Genomic DNA, 20294 nt, shown 5'->3' with positions numbered 1-20294 from the left:
CAATAGCTGAGGGAATGAAATTCTGAGCAAACATCGTTTGTACCTATAAACGATGATGCTCAGAATTCAGGGCACAAAGCTCATTATTTTGAGATCGACCGTCCACGTCATACGTAGATATTCAGCAAGGAGTTCCTTTGATGAACACCCCAGGTTTCGTCGAATCAGACGAAATTCGTACCCAGTTTTCCCGTGCAATGTCCGAAATGTACAAGGATGAGGTTCCTCTTTACGAAACACTCATGGAGCTTGTCGCCGAAACCAACATTAAAGTGTTGGAGTCAAATAAGGCCGTTTCTGACTATCTGAATCGGACAGGAGAAATTGAGCGTTTGGACATGGAGCGTCATGGGGCTATCCGCGTTGGGACTCCTCAAGAACTGGCTACAATTGCGCGACTGTTCGCCGTGATGGGTATGCAGCCTGTCGGCTATTACGATCTGACCCCTGCCGGCGTTCCAGTGCACTCCACTGCATTTCGTGCCATCCATGAAGACTCACTGCAGGTTAGTCCTTTCAGGGTTTTCACATCACTCCTGCGTCTGGAGTTGATTGAAGACCAAGAGCTTCGAAAACTCGCGCAGGCAATCCTGGATCAGCGTCAAATTTTCACACCGAACGCTTTATCGCTCATCGAGAAGTTCGAAACTAATGGCGGCCTTGATGCCAAGGATGCCAAGGACTTCATTCAGGAGGCCCTAGAGACGTTTCGCTGGCATCACGACGCGACAGTAACGGCAAAAGAATATCAGCGCCTGCATGATCAACACAGGCTCATCGCCGATGTTGTCGCGTTCAAAGGCCCGCATATCAATCACCTCACTCCTCGTACTCTGGACATCGACATGATCCAGGACGGAATGCCTCAAAAAGGCATTACACCGAAGGCAGTTATTGAAGGGCCTCCACGTCGTAAATGCCCGATTTTGCTACGCCAGACCAGCTTCAAAGCTCTGCAAGAAATCGTCGCCTTCACTGACCAAGGCGGCAGTGCAAAGGGTAGTCATACGGCTCGATTTGGGGAGATTGAACAACGAGGTGCCGCACTTACACCAAAAGGTCGCGCCCTTTACGATACCCTACTGAATGCTGCACGTTCAGAGTTGGGTGAATTCCCATCCGAGTCCAACGCAGAACAATACACCGCGCTTCTGGCCAAGCACTTCAAAGAGTTTCCAGACACTTACGCTGAATTGCACGACAAGGGTCTTGCCTACTTCCGCTATTTCCCAACGCAGGAAGGTATTGCATCCCGAAGCAACAGTTATCGCCCAAGCTCGCGTCAAGAGCTCATTGAGCAGGGTCACATTCAATATGAGCCCCTCGTCTATGAAGACTTCCTGCCAGTAAGCGCGGCGGGCATCTTCCAATCGAACCTTGGCGATGATTCCCAAGCCCATTACGCCGGCAGCTCAAATCAAGAGGAGTTCGAAAAGGCACTGGGTCAAAAAGTCACCAACGAGCTCAAGCTCTACGCTGACACCCAACGCCGCTCTTTGCTGGAATGCTCAATAATTCTGGCGGTACCCCCTCTCGTCTAGATTCGACGCATGAACGGCAAACCATGGTTTGCCGTTGTTCTTTTTATCGAACGAATCATTACTAACCAGAAATCGAACAGCTCATCTCTTTACACCGCACCATTCGACTGCGGATTCCACGGCCAACCTATTCCATGAACATCCGGCCACTGATTCCACGATGATCCGGCCACCCGTTCCACGCTCATCCGGCCACCCTTAAGGCAGGCAGCAACGCAGGATTAATTCACTACCATCGACCTCTTTTATCGAAGCAGAGAGGTCGTCGTGGAGCGGTTATCCATGCGTAAGATTCGAGAAGTGCTACGTCTCAAATTCGAGGTCGGCCTATCTGCCCGCCAGGTCGCTGTCAGCTTGCAAGTGGGTCGAGCCAGCGTCGGTGAGTACCTCAATCGCTTTGCTGCCAGCGGCCTGACTTGGCCCTCTGCGCTGACTGACGCCGAGTTGCAACGGCATCTTTTTCCGCCGCCGCCCACCGTTCCCAGTGATCAACGTCCGATACCTGACTGGGCATGGGCTCACGCCGAGTTGCGCCGCCCCGGCGTGACTCTGGCTTTGCTCTGGCAGGAATATCGACTCACCCATCCACAAGGCTTCCAATACAGCTGGTTCTGCGAGCGCTACCGCCTTTGGGCCGCCAAGATCGATGTGGTCATGCGTCAGGAGCACCGAGCCGGCGAAAAACTGTTCGTCGATTACGCCGGTCAGACTGTGCCGGTCATTGATCGGCGAACCGGCGAGATCCGGCAAACCCAGATCTTCGTTGCCGTGCTTGGAGCGTCGAGCTACACCTTTGCAGAAGCCACCTGGTCGCAGAAACTGCCTGACTGGCTGGGCTCGCACGCCCGCTGCTTTGCTTTTTTCGGTGGCACATCGCAGATCCTGGTGCCCGACAATCTGCGCAGCGGCGTCACCAAGGCGCATCGCTACGAGCCTGACATCAACCCCAGTTACCGCGACCTGGCCGAGCATTACGGCGTGGCCGTGCTGCCTGCTCGCTCGCGCAAACCCAAAGACAAAGCCAAGGTCGAAGTCGGCGTACAGGTCGTCGAACGCTGGATCCTCGCGGTCTTGCGCAACCGACAGTTCTTCTCGCTGGGCGAACTCAACACGGCAATCAGCCTACTGCTGGATCGGCTCAACGAAAAGCCCTTCAAGAAGCTGCCCGGCTCCCGCCGTTCGGCCTTCGAGACCATCGATCAACCGGCGCTGCAACCACTGCCGGAGCATCCTTACGTCTACGCCGAGTGGAAAAAGGTACGAGCGCACATCGACTATCACGTCGAGGTCGACGGCCATTACTACTCCGTGCCGTATCAACTGGTGAAACACCAGCTCGAAGTACGGCTGACCGCGCAGACCGTCGAGTGCTTCCACGCCAACCAGCGCGTGGCCAGCCATTTGCGCTCGCCACACAAAGGCCGCCACACCACCCAGATCGAGCACATGCCCAAGAGCCACCGCGAACATGCCGAGTGGACGCCGCAGCGACTGATCCGCTGGGCAGAACAGACCGGCCCGAATACGGCCGGCGTCATCGCCTACATCCTCGAACGCCGAATCCATCCGCAGCACGGCTTCCGTGCCTGCCTGGGCATCTTGCGCCTGAGCAAACAGCACGGCGAAGAGCGGCTGGAAGCCGCTTGCCAGCGTGCGCTGGCACTGGGCGCATGTAGCTACAAAAGCCTCGAATCGATCCTGCGCCAAGGACTGGAACGGCTGCCGCTGACCCAGCAAAACCTGCCGTTACTGCCCGAAGAACATATCAATCTGCGCGGCCCTGGCTACTACCACTGACTGAAAAAGGAGCACAAACATGCTGCCCAATCCGACACTCGACAAGCTGCAAACCCTGCGCCTGCACGGCATGGTCAAGGCGCTGAACGAGCAACACGCGACGCCCGACATCAACGATCTCAGCTTCGACGAACGCCTTGGCCTGATGGTTGATCGCGAACTGACCGAGCGTGAAGATGCTCGCCTGACGACCCGCCTCAAAGCCGCGCGACTGCGCCACAACGCTTGCCTGGAAGACATCGACTACCGCAGCCCGCGAGGCCTGGACAAGGCACTGATCCTGCAACTGGGCAGCGGCCAATGGCTACGCGACGGCCTGAACCTGATCATCGGCGGCCCCACCGGCGTGGGCAAAACCTGGCTCGCCTGTGCGCTGGCCCACAAGGCCTGCCGAGACGGTTACAGCGTGCGCTACCTGCGCCTGCCACGCTTAATGGAGGAGCTGGGACTGGCCCACGGCGATGGACGCTTCACCAAACTGATGGCTGGCTACGCCAAGACTGACTTGCTGATTTTGGACGACTGGGGCCTGGCGCCGTTTACCGCTGCACAACGGCGCGACATGCTCGAACTGCTGGATGACCGTTACGGGAACCGCTCGACGCTGGTGACCAGCCAGATGCCGGTGGACAAATGGCATGCGCTGATCGGCGATCCGACCTTGGGCGATGCGATCCTCGACCGACTGGTACACAACGCTTATCGGATCGAACTCAAGGGCGAATCGATGCGTAGGCGCGCGACGAAATTGACGGCAACACAGACTTCAGACTAACAATGCAAACCTGCGTCGCTGCGCTCCGACTGCCCGGCCGGATGAGCGTGGAATAGGTGGCCGGATGTTGGTGGGCTGAGTGGCCGGATGGCGTGGAATGCGCAGTCTATCGATGTGGCGTGTTACCGCCAGAACACGATTGACCCTACTGCCGAAGTTTCATTGACCCAAGCCGTTGCTCCGTAGGCCATTACCAGTGTTGGATTTGGGGGTGGCTTGAAGTGGGTCAGCGTTGCGCCGGCATTCTGCTGCGGATGGTTGCCTGCCTCGATCGGTAGCCAAGAACCAAATCCAGATTTACGAATCCATCATCACTTTGGCGGGGAGAATTTTCGGTGGGGCAAAAAGTGGGGCAAAATTCGATGTCACCAAAAAGCTTAGCCAATAAAAAAATCCAACCACCGCTAAGTGATTGGATTCTCTATAAATAATTGGTCGGGACGGAGTGATTCGAACACTCGACCCCTAGCACCCCATGCTAGTGCGCTACCGGACTGCGCTACGCCCCGACTAGGCGTGAAACCTGTTCCTCTTCTCGAAGAACGCTCAAGAATATATCGCAAGCTTTTGAAAACTGGAAGTATTTAAAAGCAGGAATTTATTTCTTGAGGACCACCAGAACATCTTCCAGCTCGGCGATCATCTGGCGGATCATTTGCTTGTATTGGGTGGTGTCGTCTTTGGCTTCATCGCCGGACAAACGCAAGCGTGCGCCGCCGATGGTGAACCCCTGATCGTAAAGGAGCGCGCGGATCTGCCGGATCATCAGCACGTCCTGGCGCTGATAATACCGGCGGTTTCCGCGGCGTTTGACGGGGTTGAGTTGAGGAAACTCCTGCTCCCAGTAGCGCAGCACGTGCGGTTTTACTGCACACAGCTCGCTAACTTCACCGATGGTGAAGTAGCGTTTGCCTGGGATGACGGGTAGTTCGTCGTTATGACTTGGTTCCAGCATAAGCCTCAACTCGGGCCTTCAACTTCTGCCCTGGACGAAAGGTGACCACACGGCGAGCCGTGATCGGGATTTCTTCTCCCGTTTTCGGATTGCGGCCAGGCCGCTGGCGTTTGTCCCGAAGGTCGAAATTGCCGAAACCGGACAATTTCACCTGTTCGTTGTCTTCAAGAGCGTGCCTGATTTCCTCGAAAAACAGTTCGACCAATTCCTTGGCTTCCCGCTTGTTCAGGCCCAGCTCTTCATACAGACGTTCCGCCATCTCAGCTTTCGTCAAAGCCCCCATACGTCACTTCCTTAACGTGGCGTTCAACCTTTGTTCGAGCGAGGTGAGGATATTTTGCGTCGTGTTATTCACCTCATCGTCATTAAGAGTGCGCGATGGATGCTGCCAGGTCAAGCCGACTGCAAGGCTTTTTCTATCAGGATCAATGCCTTTACCCTGATATACGTCAAATAGCCTGAGGTCTGTCAGCCATTCGCCTGCATTTTCACGGATTACGTCCAATACAGCCGAGGCTGCAACGTCTTTATGCGCAATCAGCGCCAAGTCACGACGCACTTCAGGAAAGCGCGATAACTCGTGGAATTTAGGCATTTTGCCCGAAGCCACTTCCGCCAGAACCATTTCGAAAACGAAGACCGGACGATCCAGGCCCAATGTTTTCGACAGTTCAGGGTGAATAGCACCCACAAAACCGACCAGACGACCTTCACGTTCGATGCGTGCGGTTTGACCCGGGTGCAGCGCCGGGTGTTTGCCCGGTACGAAAGTGAACGCATCCAGAGCACCGGCGAAGCCCAATACCGCTTCCACGTCAGCCTTGACGTCGAAGAAGTCCACGGTGTCGCGACCTTGTGCCCAGCCTTCCGGCAGACGGCTACCGCAAACCACACCGGCCAGCATCGGCTCTTGCTTCAAGCCTTCGAGCTGACCAACGAAACGCAGACCGCTTTCGAACAGACGTACGCGATCCTGCTGACGGTTCAGGTTGTGCTGAAGCGCCTTGACCAGACCAGGCCACAGGGACGAACGCATGGCCGCCATGTCGTTGGAAATCGGGTTGGCCAGCAGCAACGGCTCGACACCCGGATTAAACAACTCGAACTGTTTCGGATCGATGAAGCTGTAGGTGATCGCTTCCTGATAACCACGGGCGACCAGCAGACGACGCAGTTCAGGCAGATCGCTACGGGCTTCAGCCTTGGCTTGCGGTGCCAGACGCGCTTGCGGGTAACGAACCGGCAGGCGGTTGTAGCCGTAGAGGCGAGCCAGTTCTTCGATCAGGTCGACTTCCAGGCTAATATCGAAGCGATGACTTGGCACTTCTACATGCCACTGCCCTGCCCCATCGGCAGTAATGGTCAGGCCCAAAGCGCTGAGCAGACGCTCGACTTCAGCCGAATCCATTTCCATGCCCAGCATCTGGGTGATGCGCTGGGTACGCAAGGTGATCGGCGCGATCGACGGCAAATACTGTTCGCTGACCGTTTCGATGATCGGGCCGGCTTCGCCGCCGGTGATTTCCAGCAGCAGGCCAGTGGCGCGCTCCATGGCTTCACGGGCCAGCTGCCAGTCCACGCCGCGCTCGTAGCGGTGCGAAGCGTCGGTGTGCAGGCCATAGGAACGAGCCTTGCCGGCGACAGCGATCTGATCGAAGAATGCACTTTCCAGGAAGATGTCACGAGTGGTCGCGGTGTTGACGCCGCTATGCTCGCCACCCATGACGCCGGCAATGGCCAAGGCGCGGGTGTGGTCGGCGATCACCAGCGTATCGCTACGCAGGCTGACTTCCTGACCGTCGAGCAGTACCAGCTTCTCGCCTTCTTCGGCCATGCGCACGCGAATGCCGCCGTTGATTTCGGCAAGATCGAAAGCGTGCAGCGGCTGACCCAGTTCGAGCATCACATAGTTGGTGATGTCGACGGCAGCATCGATGCTGCGTACGTCGGCACGACGCAGACGCTCAACCATCCACAGCGGAGTTGACTTGGACAGGTCGACGTTACGGATCACACGACCCAGATAACGCGGGCATGCAGCCGGTGCCAGTACTTCTACCGAACGCACTTCGTCGTGCACCGCCGGAACGCTGGTAACCACTGGACGAGTGACTTGAGCGGCATACAGCGCGCCGACTTCACGGGCCAGACCGGCCAGGGACAGGCAGTCGCCGCGGTTCGGGGTCAGGTCGACCTCGATGCTCGCGTCGTCCAGGCTCAGGTACTCACGAATGTCCTGACCGACCGGCGCATCGGCCGGCAACTCCATCAGGCCATCGTTGCCTTCGCCCACTTGCAACTCGGCTTGCGAGCACAGCATGCCGTTGGACTCGACGCCCCGCAGCTTGGCTTTCTTGATCTTGAAGTCACCCGGCAGTTCGGCACCGATGGTGGCGAACGGGATCTTCAGGCCCGGGCGCACGTTTGGCGCACCGCACACGACCTGGAAAGTTTCCGAACCATTGCTGACCTGGCAAACGCGCAGCTTGTCGGCGTCCGGGTGCTGTTCGGTGCTGAGCACCTCGCCCACGATCACGCCGCTGAATACACCGGCGGCCGGCGTAACGCTATCGACCTCAAGACCGGCCATCGACAGACGAGCAACCAGCTCGTCGCGACTTACCTGCGGGCTAACCCAGCCACGCAGCCATTGTTCACTGAATTTCATCCTGCTCTCCTAAGAATTCGTTACGACTAGCGAAATTGCGCGAGGAACCGCAAGTCGTTGTCGAAGAACAGACGCAAGTCGTTCACGCCGTAACGCAGCATGGCCAGACGCTCAACGCCCATGCCGAAGGCAAAGCCGGAGAACTCTTCCGGATCGATGCCGGACATGCGCAGCACGTTCGGGTGAACCATGCCGCAGCCCATGACTTCCAGCCAGCCAGTCTGTTTGCAGACACGGCAGCCTTTACCGCTGCACATCACGCATTCCATGTCGACTTCAGCGGATGGCTCGGTGAACGGGAAGTAAGAAGGACGGAAACGCACGGCCAGTTCTTTTTCGAAGAACACACGCAGGAATTCTTCGATGGTGCCTTTGAGATCGGCGAAATTGATGTCGCGATCGACCAGCAGGCCTTCGACTTGGTGGAACATCGGCGAGTGGGTGATATCGGAGTCGCTGCGGTATACGCGGCCTGGGCAGACGATGCGGATCGGCGGCCGCTTCGATTCCATGGTGCGGACTTGTACCGGCGAGGTATGGGTGCGCAGCAACATGTTGGCATTGAAATAGAAGGTGTCATGCATCGACCGGGCCGGGTGATGGCCTGGGATGTTGAGCGCTTCGAAGTTGTGATAATCGTCTTCGACCTCAGGGCCTTCGGCGATGCCGTAGCCGATGTGAGTGAAGAATTGTTCGATGCGTTCCAGAGTGCGGGTAACCGGATGCAGACCACCGGAGGTCTGACCGCGGCCCGGCAGAGTCACGTCAATGGACTCGGCGGACAGTTTGGCGGCCAGGTCGGCCTCTTCAAACAACGCCTTGCGCGCATTGAGAACGTCTGTGACACGCTCCTTGGCAACGTTGATCAGCGCCCCGACTTGCGGACGCTCTTCTGCAGGCAAATTCCCCAGGGTCTTCATCACCTGAGTCAACTCACCCTTTTTGCCAAGGTAGTGAACCCGGATTTGCTCCAGGGCATTGATATCTTCAGCGCTTTGCACAGCCTCTAGTGCTTGAGAGACGAGCGCATCCAGGTTTTCCATGTACAGACTCCAGATACAAAATAGGGGAAGAGCTTGAAGGCTCTTCCCCTATTTATGACGTTTAACACCTGACCCCACGGAAGTGAGGCCGGGTGACTGTCGGGGGTACTTAAGCCAAGGTGGCTTTAGCTTTCTCGACAATCGCAGCAAACGCCGCTTTTTCGTTCACTGCCAGATCAGCCAGAACCTTACGGTCGATCTCGATGGACGCTTTTTTCAGGCCGGCGATGAAACGGCTGTAGGACAGACCGTTGATACGAGCACCAGCGTTGATACGAGCGATCCACAGAGCGCGGAACTGACGTTTTTTCTGACGACGGTCACGGTAGGCGTATTGGCCTGCCTTGATTACCGCTTGCTTGGCAACACGGAATACGCGGGAGCGTGCGCCGTAGTAGCCTTTAGCAAGTTTCAGAATTTTTTTGTGACGCTTACGGGCAATGACGCCACGCTTTACACGAGCCATGAGTTACTTCCTCTATTCTTGACTAAAATTAACGAAGGCGCAGCATGCGCTCGACTTTTGCCACGTCAGACGGATGCAGCAAGCTGCTACCGCGCAGTTGACGCTTACGCTTGGTCGACATTTTGGTCAGGATGTGGCTCTTGAAAGCGTGCTTGTGCTTGATACCGTTAGCAGTTTTCAGAAACCGCTTAGCAGCACCACTTTTGGTCTTCATTTTTGGCATGTTCGGATACTCCGCATTCAGTTGATAAACATAATCAGAAGGCCTGCCGTGCCCTGTTGATTACTTCTTCTTTTTCGGGGCGATGACCATAATCAGCTGGCGTCCTTCCATCTTAGGATGCTGTTCGACCGAACCGTACTCGAGCAAGTCACCTTCAACTCGCTTGAGGAGTTCCATCCCCAGCTCCTGGTGGGCCATCTCACGGCCGCGGAATCGCAAGGATACCTTGGCCCTGTCCCCGTCACTCAGGAAACGTACCAGGTTGCGCAGTTTTACCTGGTAATCCCCTTCCTCCGTCCCTGGACGAAACTTGATTTCTTTTACCTGAATCTGCTTCTGGTTTTTCTTCGCTGCCGCAATCTGCTTCTTCTTTTCGAAGATCGATTTGCCGTAGTCCATCACCCGGCAAACTGGCGGGACTGCGTCGGCGGAGATTTCTACCAGATCAAGCTTGGCTTCTTCAGCAATACGAAGCGCTTCATCAATCGAGACGATGCCAATCTGCTCGCCGTCAGCGCCAATTAACCGAACCTCGCGTGCCGAGATATTCTCGTTGATCGGGGCTTTCGGTGCAGCTCGTTTATCTTGTCTCATTTCACGCTTAATAATAATTACTCCGAATCTTGGCGACCACGCCGGGAAACCGCTTGCGCGAGGAACTCGGCGAACTGGGCGACGGGCATCGAGCCCAGGTCAGCACCTTCACGAGTACGCACAGCGACAGTCTGCATCTCGACTTCCTTATCCCCAATAACCAAGAGATAGGGAACCTTGAGCAAGGTATGCTCGCGGATTTTAAAGCCGATCTTTTCATTTCTCAAGTCAGACTTGGCACGAAACCCGCTTTCATTGAGAGTTTTTTCAACTTCGGCAACAAAATCTGCCTGTTTATCAGTGATATTCATGATCACTGCCTGGGTCGGCGCCAGCCACGCAGGGAATGCACCCTCGTAGTGCTCGATCAGAATTCCGACGAAACGCTCGAACGAACCCAAAATCGCCCGATGCAACATCACCGGATGCTTGCGGCTGTTGTCTTCGGAGACGTATTCGGCGCCCAGACGGACAGGCAGGTTAAAATCGAGCTGCAGGGTACCACACTGCCAGACGCGACCAAGGCAATCTTTCAGCGAGAACTCGATCTTCGGTCCGTAGAACGCACCCTCACCCGGCTGCAGATCGTACGGCAGGCCAGCACTATCAAGGGCTGCAGCCAATGCAGCTTCGGCGCGATCCCACAACTCGTCGGAACCGACGCGTTTTTCCGGACGAGTGGACAGTTTCATTTCGACATCTTTAAAGCCGAAGTCGGCGTAGACGTCCATGGTCAGCTTGATGAACGCAGCGGACTCGGCCTGCATCTGCTCTTCGGTGCAGAAGATGTGGGCGTCATCCTGAGTGAACGCACGCACGCGCATGATGCCGTGCAACGCGCCCGATGGCTCGTTACGGTGGCAAGCACCGAATTCGGCCAGACGCATCGGCAGTTCGCGGTAGCTCTTCAGACCCTGATTGAACACTTGCACGTGGCAAGGGCAGTTCATTGGCTTGATGGCGTAGTCGCGATTTTCCGACTGAGTGGTGAACATGTTGTCGGCGTAGTTGGCCCAGTGGCCGGATTTCTCCCACAGGCTGCGATCAACGACCTGAGGCGTCTTGATTTCCAGGTAACCGTTGTCGCGCTGAACCTTGCGCATGTACTGCTCGAGCACCTGGTACAGCGTCCAGCCGTTCGGGTGCCAGAACACCATGCCCGGCGACTCTTCCTGAGTATGGAACAGGCCCAGTCGCTTGCCGATCTTGCGGTGATCGCGCTTCTCGGCTTCTTCGATGCGCTGGATGTAGGCAGCCAGTTGCTTCTTGTCAGCCCAAGCGGTGCCGTAAACGCGCTGCAATTGCTCGTTCTTGGCGTCGCCGCGCCAGTAGGCGCCAGACAGCTTGGTCAGTTTGAAGGATTTCAGGAAACGCGTGTTCGGCACGTGCGGACCGCGGCACATGTCGACGTATTCTTCGTGATAGTACAGGCCCATCGCCTGTTCGTTCGGCATGTCCTCGACCAGGCGCAACTTGTAGTCTTCGCCACGGGCCTTGAACACTTCGATCACTTCGGCGCGCGGAGTGACTTTCTTGATCACGTCATAATCTTTCTCGATCAGCTGCTGCATGCGCTGTTCGATGGCGGCAAGGTCGTCCGGAGTGAAAGGACGCTCGAAGGCGATGTCGTAATAGAAGCCTTCGTCGATGACCGGGCCGATGACCATTTTGGCGGTCGGATACAGCTGCTTGACCGCATGGCCAACCAGGTGAGCGCAAGAGTGGCGAATGATCTCCAGCCCCTCTTCATCCTTTGGCGTGATGATTTGCAGCGTAGCGTCGCTGTCGATGATGTCGCTGGCGTCGGCCAGCTTGCCATTGACCTTACCCGCCACAGTGGCCTTGGCCAGACCGGCACCAATGGATGCGGCGACCTCGGCGATGGATACGGGGTGATCGAATGAACGTTGACTGCCGTCGGGAAGAGTAATAGTTGGCATGGCGCCTCCTCTCCTAGTGGTGACCCCTACCAAAGGTCACGTGGGTTGGGATGAGCCAGTACAAGATCCGATCCAGGCCATTCAATGACGAACGCCTGCCTTACAGCGGCAAGAGCCTTTCGGCCAACCGGAAATCGAACCAGAGTGACTGGGATTCAAATCAGGATTATTCGGGCATTCGCCGCAGCCGGGACTGAACGTCGACCGACGCCTGCAAGCGCCCGAGCGAGGCATGCTAGCACAGATGAACGGTCGTGGCGGTGCGCAGGTTTTCAGCCAGGGCAAATCCGGCGTTTTTATGCCAGAGTGATGAACTTGATCCGCGGTTTACCCCTCAGATAACAAGACACTGACCCCAAAGGAGCATCCCGGCATGCGTCTGAATCGTTTACTCGCTGTAGTCGCCCCCATTGTCCTGCTGTTGCCGCTGGCCGCCCACGCCGAATGGCCGAAGGGTGAGCGCGAGAAGTACATGGCGCAATGCGTTGAAGCTGCCACGCCGCAGATCGGCAAGCCGGCAGCAAACTCTCACTGCGCTTGCGGTGCCGACGCGATCAAATCGTACCCGGCCAAGGACCTTCAGTCCTTAATGGACAACACGGCCAGCGATTCCCTGAAGCAACAGGCCCTGACCCAGATTTCCAAGTGCAAGGCCAACAATCCGGCGAAAAAATAAGCCCGACAAACCGTAGACAAGACGTTTTCGACGGGTGAAAAACCCCTGAAAAGCGCTTTTTTCTACAAATTATGCAGGTTTTACAGCTTTTTTTATCGTCTTTACTTTCGGCTGAAAGCCTTTTAAAACGGGGCTTTCAGCCATATCAGACATCGAAGAATTTGCGACTGTAGGGCAAACAGCACCTGTGGGGGGCTCCCAAAGCGAACATTTCGACTATGATACCCCGGTGTGCCCAGTTGGCCTGAGCAGCACAGTACTACTGAAAATATATGTTTCTTGGAGATACACCATGTCTAATCGCCAAACCGGCACCGTTAAATGGTTCAACGATGAAAAAGGCTTCGGCTTCATCACTCCTCAAGGTGGCGGTGACGACCTGTTCGTACACTTCAAAGCTATCGAAAGCGACGGTTTCAAAAGCCTGAAAGAAGGCCAAACCGTTTCCTTCGTGGCTGAGAAAGGCCAAAAGGGTATGCAAGCTGCTCAAGTTCGCCCAGAGTAATTTCCAGGCGCACTAAAAAAACCCCGTCCATGTGACGGGGTTTTTTGTGGGCGGCGTAAAAGCCCGAGCGATCAGCCGCAGTTGACGCGGGTGACGACCCGATTGGCATCAGTGTTGAGGTTCAGACGGTCGGAGCGGTACTCCAGCGTCACCATGTCGGTCGGCAGGAGGAACCGCGCATTCTGAGCGCCTGCACGTGTACGCGCCTGCTCCAGCAGTTCGGGTGAAGCCTGTTTGCCGATGGTGAATTCGGCCGCTTGGGCCTCGCAACGGCTGTGACCTGTGTCAGTCGTCGTTACAGGGTCCGTTGCAGACCCGGTGGTTGCAGTGCTGCAACCCGCCAGCATGGCAACGGCCAACAAAGTACCCAATGACGCGAGCTTCCAAGACATGAAGCCTCCTATTTTCGAGAGTTAAGCTGAGATCGTGCGACCGCCAATCCGGTGTTTGGTTTCACAGGGAGCCTAGGCACCCTGCCCTTCGCCTCGGACAAACGGCAAGTTTGCCTGAGCATCGCCCTGCCCTTCACCCTTCAATCGTGACTGAATATGAACGGCGCTCAATACACGTCGATGTAATCGAAAGCCGGTCTTGGCCAGTTCTGCTTCAGCGCATTGAAGATCTGCATGACCCAGACCTCATCGCTGGCCGCGACCCGCCCGACATAACCGGAGCCCTTGGCCCAGGTTTCCAGACGGAACAGCAAGCCGTCGATATCGGTGCCGCCCACGACACCCGATGAAATATAGGCGATGCCGCCCTTCGTCACACGCAACTGCGTGTGCACGTCGTCGCTGGCGGACGCCAACAGCTGACGAACGGCTTCCAGGGTCAAGCCGTCAGGTGTGTTCAAATCGATCTGCACAGCACAATCCTTGAAAATCCGTCAAAGACCAAGTGTCGCATAGCCCTTAGCTCCTGCCTAAGTCGGAGTGCCAAACGCGCCGCAAAATGGTTAACTCGATGTTCAGACCTCCCCGACCGCACGAGCGCCATCATGACCACTGTAAGCATCGACGCCGACATCAAAGCAAAGTGGCAGGACGGCCATAGTTCTTACAGCCCGGGCACGACGGAAGAGCTCGCAATCATCGGCATCGATCTGCTGGTGAGAGAGCTGGGAACCGAGGCTGCCCAGTCCTTCATCGAACAGGTGTTCGAGAAGCACCTGGCAGACCACAAAAGTGCAACTGATTCAGGGCTGGTGTAAAAGCCTGCGCCTGTGAGACTTACTTCAGACGAGCCAGTCGTTCGGTCAACAGATCGAAAAAGCCCTGCGCGTCACCGCCGTTAACCCAGAAGGCATTCCTGGGTGCTTTGAGGCGGTCATGCCAGTCGACGATGGTCTGGCCGAAGGTCGGACCTTCGCGACTGTCGATCACCACGTTGACTTCGCGCCCGCTGAACAGCTGAGGTTTGAGCAGCCAGGCGATGACGGCGGCGTCGTGTACCGGGCCACCCGGGATGTCGTAGTGCTCCATATCGGCCTTGATGTAGTCATTCAGAATATCGACCACCAACTTGCTGGCACGGTTGTTCAACGCGGCAATCTGCTTCAGGCGCTCGTCACTGGTGAGGATCTTGTGGGTCGCGTCCAGAGACAGGTAGATCAGCTTCAATCCGCTCTTAAGCACCAGCTCGGCGGCGTGCGGATCGGCGAACAGGTTGAATTCCGCCACCGGTGTGATGTTACCGCCGTTGAAGTGCGCCCCGCCCATGATCACCACTTCCTTGATGCCCCGAACGATTGCCGGCTGCCGGATCAGCGCCAAGGCCAGGTTGGTCTGTGGCCCCAGAATGGCAAGCGTGATGCTGTGGGGCGCAGCGGCCATCAACGTATCAATCAGGTAGTCGATCGCATTGCCTTCGGCCAAACCTGCTTTCGGTTCGTACACGGCGACACCGGACAGGCCCTCCTTGCCATGGATGTCCTCGGCATAGATCGGTATGCGCATCATGGGCTTCGGCGCCCCGGCATACACCGGAACCTCCTCACGCCCCGCCCATTCGCGGGCCAGTCGCGCGTTTCGCGAGGTCTTATCCAGGCGCACGTTGCCGGCGACAGTGGTCAACGCACGGACGCTCAACTCATCGGGTGATGCCAGCGCAAACAGCAACGCCACCACATCGTCTGCACCGGGGTCGGTGTCGATGATCAGGTCGATCTTTTCCGAACGAGTCAAAACGTTACCCCGGCAACCAGCACGATGTTGCAGTACGGCTGACACTCGCCAGTGCGCACGATCGCCCGGGCCTGTCGGCTGAGAACCTTGAATTGTTCGTGGCTGAGCAACTCACGCTGCCCCAGCGCCCCCTCGGCATTCAGTTCGTCGAGAGTCGACAGTGAGGATGGTTTTTTCTCCAGGATTTCCTTGGCCAGCACATGGCTTTCGACCTGCATTTCGCTGAGCACAACCTTCAGGGTGCTAACGAAATCCGGAATGCCGTGGGTCAGCGCCAGGTCGATCAGTTCGACCCCCGGCGGTACCGGCAGGCCCGCATCGCCGATGACCACTTTGTCGCCATGGCCAAGGGAAGCGATCAGTCGCGACAGTGCAACGTTGAGCAACGGAGTTTTTTTCATACTGTCTTGAACGCCTGCACTTCGCAAAGAGAGGGAATCGACGGTTGCGCGCCGGCTCGAGTAACCGACATCGCCGCAGCGACCTGACCGAAGCGAATCGCCTCGGCTTCGCTCTTGCCGGCCGCCAGCGCGGCAGCAAAACCGCCAACGAAGGTATCGCCGGCCGCTGTGGTGTCGACCGCTTTCACGGTCGGCGCACGGAAATGTTCAAAGCCCTTGCCATCGGCGAACAGCGAACCCTGGGCGCCGAGGGTGATGATCACCTTGCCCGCGCCCATCTCGATCAACCGGGTCGCAGCGATTTCCGCGGTTTGCCGAGAGTCCACCGGCAAGCCACTCAGTGCCGACGCTTCGCTCTCGTTGGGAATCAGGTAATCGATATTCGCGTACCAGTCCGCCGGCAATGGACGGCTGGCTGGCGCCGGATTGAGGATCACGGTCTTGCCCAGTTCGCGACTGCGCTTGAGCGCGTGGCCCACCGTGGCGTCCGGCACTTCCAGCTGACAAATGATCACGTCGGCCGCCTGCAGGACCGAATCGAAGCAGCCGATCAACGCAGGCGTCAACGCGCCGTTGGCACCGGCAACGATCACGATCGCGTTCTGGCTGTTGTCGTCGACCACAATCAACGCCACGCCGCTGGAGCCATCCACGGCGCTGACCGCCTGGCAATCGATCTGCTCGGCCAACAACGCCTCACGCAGTTCTTTACCGTAGGCATCGCTGCCCACGCAGCCGACCATCGATACTTGCGCACCCAGTCGCGCGGCCGCCACTGCCTGATTGGCGCCCTTGCCACCGGAAACCGTGGCAAACGACTCACCGATCAGCGTCTCTCCGCCGCGTGGCAGCCTCGGCGCCCGAGTGACCAGGTCCATGTTGAGGCTGCCGATTACCACTACTTTTGCTGACATACATTGCTACTCATTCATTCGGTTTCAGCGACGCTTTTGATTTAACGGAACTGCGCAAATACACCGGCCAATGGCGCGGTCGACTCACGCATGACGATGCTGGGGGTCACGATCCGTTGCTCGGTAGCCAGGTTCGGCGTGGCGATCCGGCGCAACAGCACTTCAGCCGCCATCTCGCCCAGCTGCAGGATCGACTGTCCGACGGTGGTCAATGCCGGATAGACATAACGGCTCATCTGGATATCGTCGAAGCCGATCACCGACAACTCGCTGGGTACGCGGACATTGCGCTCGGCAGCGGCTCGCAGCACACCAATGCCGATCATGTCGTTGGCGGCGAAGATCGCGCTGGGCGGATTGCGCTCCAGCAGGATCGCCGCGGCGTTATAGCCGCCGGTGCTGGTGAAATCGCTTTCCAGCATGCGCTCGCGGGGCACTTCGATGCCCGCTTGTTTCAGGGCCCGGCAGAAACCGGCCAGACGCATTTGCGCCACGCTCGTCGTCGCCGGGCCGCTGATGGTGGCGATGTCCCGATGCCCCATCTCCAACAAATGCCGGGTGGCCAGGTAGGCGCCGTATTCGTGATCGATGCGCACCAGATCTGCATCGACGCCGTCCAGTCCGCGGTCGACAATCACCATCGGCGTGCGTACGTTCGACAAGCCCTGCGCCAACCCGCTGTCGCCGCCAGCCGAAGCGACGATCAGCCCGTCGATACGCTTTTCCAGCAACACGCGCAGGTAGCTGCGCTGCTTGTCCGGGTTATCGTCGGAGTTGCAGAGGATCACGCAATAGCCATTGCGTTCGCAGTAATCCTCGATGCCCCGGGCCAGTTCGGCGAAGTACGGGTTGAGGCTGTTGGGTACCAGCAAACCGATGGTGGCCGTGGTTTTCGCCTTGAGCGACCGGGCCACCGCGCTGGGCACGTAGTCGAGGGTCTTGATCGCCGCTTCAACCTTGATCCGCACTTCCTCGCTGACCGGCCGGGTCTTGTTCACCACATGGGAAACCGTGGTGTAGGAAATCCCTGCGAGTGCCGCCACATCTTTGATCGTTGCCATGACTCAGGTCCGCCGGCTTGCGCGCTGACTGCGATAGGTATCAAGCACCACCGCGACGACGATCACCGCGCCGGTGATGATGCGCTTGGTCGGCTCGGATGCGCCGATCTGCGCCAGACCGGCCGCCAATACGGAAATGATCAACACCCCGAAGAACGTACTGATGACCGAACCGCGACCGCCCATGAGGCTGGTGCCACCGATCACCACCGCGGCGATCACTTGCAGTTCGAGACCGGAGCCGGCGTTGGGGTCGGCCGCTTCCAGGCGCGAAATCTGAAACAGCGCAGCGATACCCGCCAGCAACCCCATCAGGCTGAACACCATGATCTTGTAGGGCTTGGGATTGATCCCCGCCAACCGTACCGCTTCTTCGTTGGTGCCGATGCCGATCAGGTAACGGCCGAACACGGTACGGGTCAACACAGCCTGGGCGATGAAGATGATCAGCAAGGCAATGATAAACGATGGTGAAATCCCGAAGGCGATCGGATTGGACAACCAGGCGAAGGCATCACCAATGTACGCGGTCCGCGAACCGGTCATCTGATACGCCACGCCACGCGCCATTTCCAGCACGCCAAGGGACACGATGAACGATGGAATGCGCCATGCCACGGTGATCGAACCGGTGATGGTTCCGGCCAGTGCGGCCGCCGCCATGCCGAGCAATGCCGCGGGCAGGACGCTCCAGCCCCAGCCGAGAATCGCCACACTGACTGTCGAGGCGGCCAGCGCCAGCACCGAGCCCACCGACAGGTCGATGCCGCCTATGATCAACACAAAGGTCATGCCGACCGCCAGGACCATCAGGTCCGGAATCTGGTTGGCCAAGGTGCTGAAGGTGTCGTAGGACAGGAAGTGGCTGCTCAGGGCCGAGAACAGTACGACCATCGCCAGCAAGGCACCGGCCAGGCCCAGGTAAGTGCCGAGGCCATAAAAGTTGCCACTGCGTTTGCCGGACGAAGATGCGGTTTTCATGGAAGATCCCTAGGCGCGGCTTCATTGAGCAGCGCATCACGTTTTTGGTAGCCGGAGAAAGCGGCGGCAAGCAAGTCATCCTGGGTCCAGCTGTCGCGCTCGAAGGTGTCGATCAGACGTCCGGCCGAGAGCACGCCGATGCGGTCGCAGATCAGCATCAATTCGCGCAGATCACTGGAGACCACCACCAGCGCTTTGCCCTGGCGGGTCAGTTCACCGAGCAACGCATAAATGTCGAACTTGGCGCCGACGTCGATACCGCGGGTCGGCTCGTCGAACAACAGCACCGAGCAGTCGCGCTCCAGCCAACGGCCGATCACCACTTTCTGCTGATTGCCACCGGACAGCTCGGACACCCATTGCGCCGGGCCGGAACTGCGGATGCGCATGGCGTCGATCTGACGCTGGGCCAGGGAAGCTTCGTCGCCTGGGTTGACGAACCCGCTGCTCGAAATGCTCGGCATGTTGCCCAGCGCGATGTTTGCGCCGATCGATTGTGTCAACAGCAAGCCTTCGCCCTTGCGGTCTTCGGTGATCAGGGCAATGCCGTGAGCGACTGCGTCGACCGGGGATCGGATGCTGACGACCTGCGCCGGCGAACCCAGCGCCACTGTGCCGCTGTCTGCGGTATCGGCGCCGAAGATCAGCCGCAGCAACTCGGTGCGCCCTGCTCCGATCAAGCCGGAAATGCCGAAGATCTCGCCGGCGCGCACTTCGAAGGACACGTCACGGACCTTGTCGGCGCGGGTCAGGCCCGTGACCGTCAACGCCGCAGCGCCGATCTTGCGTGGCCCCATGTCGATGTGTTCGCCCAGTTCACGACCGACCATCAACGCGACCAGTTGCTCGCTGTTGTAATTGGCCATCGGCTCGACGCACACCAGATTACCGTCACGCAAAACCGCAATGCGCTGGGCAACCCGCGCCAATTCTTCGAGGCGATGGGAGATATAGATGATCGACACGCCGCGCGCTTGCAGGCGAGTGATCTGTTCAAACAGCATCTCGACTTCACGGGCCGTCAACATCGCGGTCGGTTCGTCAAGGATCAGCACGTGGCAATCGCCGATCAGGTTGCGGGCGATCTCGACCATTTGCTGGTGACCGATGCCCAGTTCGCCGACCAGGGTGTCCGGATCGATCGCGTCGAGGCCGACCTGAGTCATGGCTTCGATCGCCGCTTTGCGCAGTTGCTTGCGACTGATCCAGCCGCCGTTGCTGGGCAAGTTGTCGAGAAACAGGTTTTCCGCCACCGACAAGGTCGGCAACAGATTGAGTTCCTGCATGACCATGCGGATACCGAGGTCTTCCGCCTGGGTGCGGCTGCCCGGCCGGTAATCCTGCCCCTGGAACTGCATCTGGCCAGTGGTCGGGGTGACGAGTCCGCCAATGATCTTCGACAGCGTGCTTTTGCCCGCGCCGTTCTCACCGGTCAGCGCCAGCACTTCACCGCGCATGAGCGTCAGGTCGATGCCGGTCAGGACCGGCTGGGCGTAGGTCTTGCCGATACCGCTGACCGAGAGGACAGCGTTCGGGTCGCGAAAGGACATAAAAACTCTCCATGCGCTCGC

At 57.9% G+C, this 20294-nt stretch carries 22 protein-coding genes, 1 tRNA gene and 1 pseudogene; 7 read left to right on the top strand and 17 right to left on the bottom strand.

Annotated elements, in window-relative coordinates:
- Positions 1-140: 140 nt before the first annotated feature.
- The 3 genes from ACNYC6_RS24600 to istB all read left to right on the top strand — a co-directional run bounded on the left by ACNYC6_RS24600 (position 141) and on the right by istB (position 4113).
- On the top strand, positions 141-1541 hold the full coding sequence (locus ACNYC6_RS24600; RefSeq protein ID WP_419709539.1) for a VOC family protein: 1401 nt from the start codon (positions 141-143) through the stop codon (positions 1539-1541).
- Between the two features lie 282 nt (positions 1542-1823).
- Entirely contained in the window at positions 1824-3338 is a 1515-nt protein-coding gene (gene istA, locus ACNYC6_RS24595; protein ID WP_419709538.1) for an IS21 family transposase, read from the top strand.
- A 19-nt stretch (positions 3339-3357) separates the two neighbouring features.
- Positions 3358-4113 (top strand): IS21-like element ISPsy14 family helper ATPase IstB, encoded by a 756-nt coding sequence (gene istB / locus ACNYC6_RS24590; RefSeq protein WP_419709537.1) that lies wholly within the window; start codon positions 3358-3360, stop codon positions 4111-4113.
- Between the two features lie 432 nt (positions 4114-4545).
- Here the strand turns inward: istB and ACNYC6_RS24585 are convergent.
- The 9 genes from ACNYC6_RS24585 to thrS all read right to left on the bottom strand — a co-directional run bounded on the left by ACNYC6_RS24585 (position 4546) and on the right by thrS (position 12002).
- Positions 4546-4622: transfer RNA gene (locus ACNYC6_RS24585), tRNA-Pro, on the bottom strand.
- A gap of 89 nt (positions 4623-4711) precedes the next feature.
- A complete protein-coding gene (locus tag ACNYC6_RS24580) occupies positions 4712-5068 on the bottom strand; it encodes a MerR family transcriptional regulator (protein WP_003179985.1) in 357 nt (118 codons plus the stop codon).
- Complete coding sequence (gene ihfA / locus ACNYC6_RS24575; RefSeq protein WP_002553164.1) at positions 5049-5351, bottom strand: integration host factor subunit alpha; 303 nt, start codon at positions 5349-5351, stop codon at positions 5049-5051. The genes ACNYC6_RS24580 and ihfA overlap by 20 nt, the downstream gene beginning before the upstream one ends.
- Positions 5352-5354: 3 nt before the next feature.
- The gene (pheT, locus tag ACNYC6_RS24570; RefSeq protein ID WP_419709536.1) at positions 5355-7736 is read right to left on the bottom strand and encodes a phenylalanine--tRNA ligase subunit beta; all 2382 of its coding nucleotides are present in this window, start codon (positions 7734-7736) and stop codon (positions 5355-5357) included.
- A gap of 26 nt (positions 7737-7762) precedes the next feature.
- On the bottom strand, positions 7763-8779 hold the full coding sequence (gene pheS, locus ACNYC6_RS24565) for a phenylalanine--tRNA ligase subunit alpha (protein WP_419709535.1): 1017 nt from the start codon (positions 8777-8779) through the stop codon (positions 7763-7765).
- 109 nt (positions 8780-8888) lie between these two features.
- Positions 8889-9245 (bottom strand): 50S ribosomal protein L20, encoded by a 357-nt coding sequence (gene rplT, locus ACNYC6_RS24560; RefSeq protein ID WP_007905879.1) that lies wholly within the window; start codon positions 9243-9245, stop codon positions 8889-8891.
- Between the two features lie 28 nt (positions 9246-9273).
- Positions 9274-9468, bottom strand: coding sequence for a 50S ribosomal protein L35 (gene rpmI / locus ACNYC6_RS24555; RefSeq protein ID WP_002553160.1), 195 nt, complete (start codon positions 9466-9468; stop codon positions 9274-9276).
- Positions 9469-9528: 60 nt separating this feature from the next.
- Positions 9529-10080 (bottom strand): translation initiation factor IF-3, encoded by a 552-nt coding sequence (infC, locus tag ACNYC6_RS24550; RefSeq protein WP_169843736.1) that lies wholly within the window; start codon positions 10078-10080, stop codon positions 9529-9531.
- On the bottom strand, positions 10080-12002 hold the full coding sequence (thrS, locus tag ACNYC6_RS24545) for a threonine--tRNA ligase (protein ID WP_150705194.1): 1923 nt from the start codon (positions 12000-12002) through the stop codon (positions 10080-10082). The genes infC and thrS overlap by 1 nt, the downstream gene beginning before the upstream one ends.
- A gap of 50 nt (positions 12003-12052) precedes the next feature.
- Here thrS and ACNYC6_RS24540 point away from each other — a divergent pair, with 50 nt between their 5' ends.
- The 3 genes from ACNYC6_RS24540 to ACNYC6_RS24530 all read left to right on the top strand — a co-directional run bounded on the left by ACNYC6_RS24540 (position 12053) and on the right by ACNYC6_RS24530 (position 13183).
- Positions 12053-12199 (top strand): hypothetical protein, encoded by a 147-nt coding sequence (locus ACNYC6_RS24540; protein WP_419709534.1) that lies wholly within the window; start codon positions 12053-12055, stop codon positions 12197-12199.
- A 176-nt stretch (positions 12200-12375) separates the two neighbouring features.
- Complete coding sequence (locus tag ACNYC6_RS24535; protein ID WP_419709533.1) at positions 12376-12678, top strand: hypothetical protein; 303 nt, start codon at positions 12376-12378, stop codon at positions 12676-12678.
- A gap of 292 nt (positions 12679-12970) precedes the next feature.
- Entirely contained in the window at positions 12971-13183 is a 213-nt protein-coding gene (locus ACNYC6_RS24530) for a cold-shock protein (RefSeq protein WP_003179963.1), read from the top strand.
- A gap of 71 nt (positions 13184-13254) precedes the next feature.
- Here ACNYC6_RS24530 and ACNYC6_RS24525 read toward each other — a convergent pair whose 3' ends face one another.
- Together ACNYC6_RS24525 and ACNYC6_RS24520 are read right to left on the bottom strand one after the other, a co-directional pair.
- The gene (locus ACNYC6_RS24525) at positions 13255-13575 is read right to left on the bottom strand and encodes an I78 family peptidase inhibitor (RefSeq protein WP_419709532.1); all 321 of its coding nucleotides are present in this window, start codon (positions 13573-13575) and stop codon (positions 13255-13257) included.
- Between the two features lie 167 nt (positions 13576-13742).
- On the bottom strand, positions 13743-14048 hold the full coding sequence (locus ACNYC6_RS24520) for a hypothetical protein (RefSeq protein WP_419709531.1): 306 nt from the start codon (positions 14046-14048) through the stop codon (positions 13743-13745).
- Positions 14049-14180: 132 nt separating this feature from the next.
- Between ACNYC6_RS24520 and ACNYC6_RS24515 the strand changes: the two genes are divergently transcribed.
- Entirely contained in the window at positions 14181-14393 is a 213-nt protein-coding gene (locus ACNYC6_RS24515; protein ID WP_419709530.1) for a hypothetical protein, read from the top strand.
- 19 nt (positions 14394-14412) lie between these two features.
- Here ACNYC6_RS24515 and ACNYC6_RS24510 read toward each other — a convergent pair.
- The 6 genes and pseudogenes from ACNYC6_RS24510 to ACNYC6_RS24485 all read right to left on the bottom strand — a co-directional run.
- Positions 14413-15357 (bottom strand): annotated as a pseudogene (locus ACNYC6_RS24510) (nucleoside hydrolase); the annotation flags it as partial.
- Between the two features lie 5 nt (positions 15358-15362).
- Positions 15363-15767, bottom strand: coding sequence for a D-ribose pyranase (rbsD, locus tag ACNYC6_RS24505; RefSeq protein WP_419709529.1), 405 nt, complete (start codon positions 15765-15767; stop codon positions 15363-15365).
- Positions 15764-16681: a ribokinase gene (gene rbsK / locus ACNYC6_RS24500; protein WP_419709528.1), complete on the bottom strand. Its 918-nt coding sequence runs from the start codon at positions 16679-16681 to the stop codon at positions 15764-15766. Before rbsK ends, rbsD begins: the two co-directional genes overlap by 4 nt.
- Positions 16682-16722: 41 nt before the next feature.
- Positions 16723-17742: a LacI family DNA-binding transcriptional regulator gene (locus ACNYC6_RS24495; protein WP_419709527.1), complete on the bottom strand. Its 1020-nt coding sequence runs from the start codon at positions 17740-17742 to the stop codon at positions 16723-16725.
- A gap of 3 nt (positions 17743-17745) precedes the next feature.
- Positions 17746-18723, bottom strand: a complete 978-nt coding sequence (locus ACNYC6_RS24490; protein ID WP_419709526.1) for an ABC transporter permease — start codon at positions 18721-18723, stop codon at positions 17746-17748.
- Positions 18720-20273, bottom strand: a complete 1554-nt coding sequence (locus ACNYC6_RS24485; protein WP_419709525.1) for a sugar ABC transporter ATP-binding protein — start codon at positions 20271-20273, stop codon at positions 18720-18722. The genes ACNYC6_RS24490 and ACNYC6_RS24485 overlap by 4 nt, the downstream gene beginning before the upstream one ends.
- Positions 20274-20294 lie beyond the last annotated feature (21 nt).

The organism is Pseudomonas sp. NFX224, from assembly GCF_048565165.1.
Taxonomy (GTDB): Bacteria; Pseudomonadota; Gammaproteobacteria; order Pseudomonadales; family Pseudomonadaceae; genus Aquipseudomonas.
The sequence above is the reverse complement of the archived record's forward strand: the minus strand, read 5'-3'. Positions and strand labels throughout refer to the sequence as shown.

Bases quoted from the DNA above. Each gene is read 5' to 3' on its own strand.
- ACNYC6_RS24600 (WP_419709539.1), top strand. From the start codon at position 141: ATGAACACCCCAGGTTTCGTCGAATCAGACGAAATTCGTACCCAGTTT.
- ACNYC6_RS24485 (WP_419709525.1), bottom strand. From the start codon at position 20,273: ATGTCCTTTCGCGACCCGAACGCTGTCCTCTCGGTCAGCGGTATCGGC.
- rbsK (WP_419709528.1), bottom strand. From the start codon at position 16,681: ATGTCAGCAAAAGTAGTGGTAATCGGCAGCCTCAACATGGACCTGGTC.
- ACNYC6_RS24495 (WP_419709527.1), bottom strand. From the start codon at position 17,742: ATGGCAACGATCAAAGATGTGGCGGCACTCGCAGGGATTTCCTACACC.
- ACNYC6_RS24540 (WP_419709534.1), top strand. From the start codon at position 12,053: ATGAGCCAGTACAAGATCCGATCCAGGCCATTCAATGACGAACGCCTG.
- ACNYC6_RS24580 (WP_003179985.1), bottom strand. From the start codon at position 5,068: ATGCTGGAACCAAGTCATAACGACGAACTACCCGTCATCCCAGGCAAA.
- thrS (WP_150705194.1), bottom strand. From the start codon at position 12,002: ATGCCAACTATTACTCTTCCCGACGGCAGTCAACGTTCATTCGATCAC.
- ACNYC6_RS24530 (WP_003179963.1), top strand. From the start codon at position 12,971: ATGTCTAATCGCCAAACCGGCACCGTTAAATGGTTCAACGATGAAAAA.
- rplT (WP_007905879.1), bottom strand. From the start codon at position 9,245: ATGGCTCGTGTAAAGCGTGGCGTCATTGCCCGTAAGCGTCACAAAAAA.
- ACNYC6_RS24490 (WP_419709526.1), bottom strand. From the start codon at position 18,723: ATGAAAACCGCATCTTCGTCCGGCAAACGCAGTGGCAACTTTTATGGC.
- ACNYC6_RS24525 (WP_419709532.1), bottom strand. From the start codon at position 13,575: ATGTCTTGGAAGCTCGCGTCATTGGGTACTTTGTTGGCCGTTGCCATG.
- ACNYC6_RS24515 (WP_419709530.1), top strand. From the start codon at position 14,181: ATGACCACTGTAAGCATCGACGCCGACATCAAAGCAAAGTGGCAGGAC.
- istB (WP_419709537.1), top strand. From the start codon at position 3,358: ATGCTGCCCAATCCGACACTCGACAAGCTGCAAACCCTGCGCCTGCAC.
- ihfA (WP_002553164.1), bottom strand. From the start codon at position 5,351: ATGGGGGCTTTGACGAAAGCTGAGATGGCGGAACGTCTGTATGAAGAG.
- pheT (WP_419709536.1), bottom strand. From the start codon at position 7,736: ATGAAATTCAGTGAACAATGGCTGCGTGGCTGGGTTAGCCCGCAGGTA.
- pheS (WP_419709535.1), bottom strand. From the start codon at position 8,779: ATGGAAAACCTGGATGCGCTCGTCTCTCAAGCACTAGAGGCTGTGCAA.
- istA (WP_419709538.1), top strand. From the start codon at position 1,824: ATGCGTAAGATTCGAGAAGTGCTACGTCTCAAATTCGAGGTCGGCCTA.
- rbsD (WP_419709529.1), bottom strand. From the start codon at position 15,767: ATGAAAAAAACTCCGTTGCTCAACGTTGCACTGTCGCGACTGATCGCT.
- ACNYC6_RS24535 (WP_419709533.1), top strand. From the start codon at position 12,376: ATGCGTCTGAATCGTTTACTCGCTGTAGTCGCCCCCATTGTCCTGCTG.
- rpmI (WP_002553160.1), bottom strand. From the start codon at position 9,468: ATGCCAAAAATGAAGACCAAAAGTGGTGCTGCTAAGCGGTTTCTGAAA.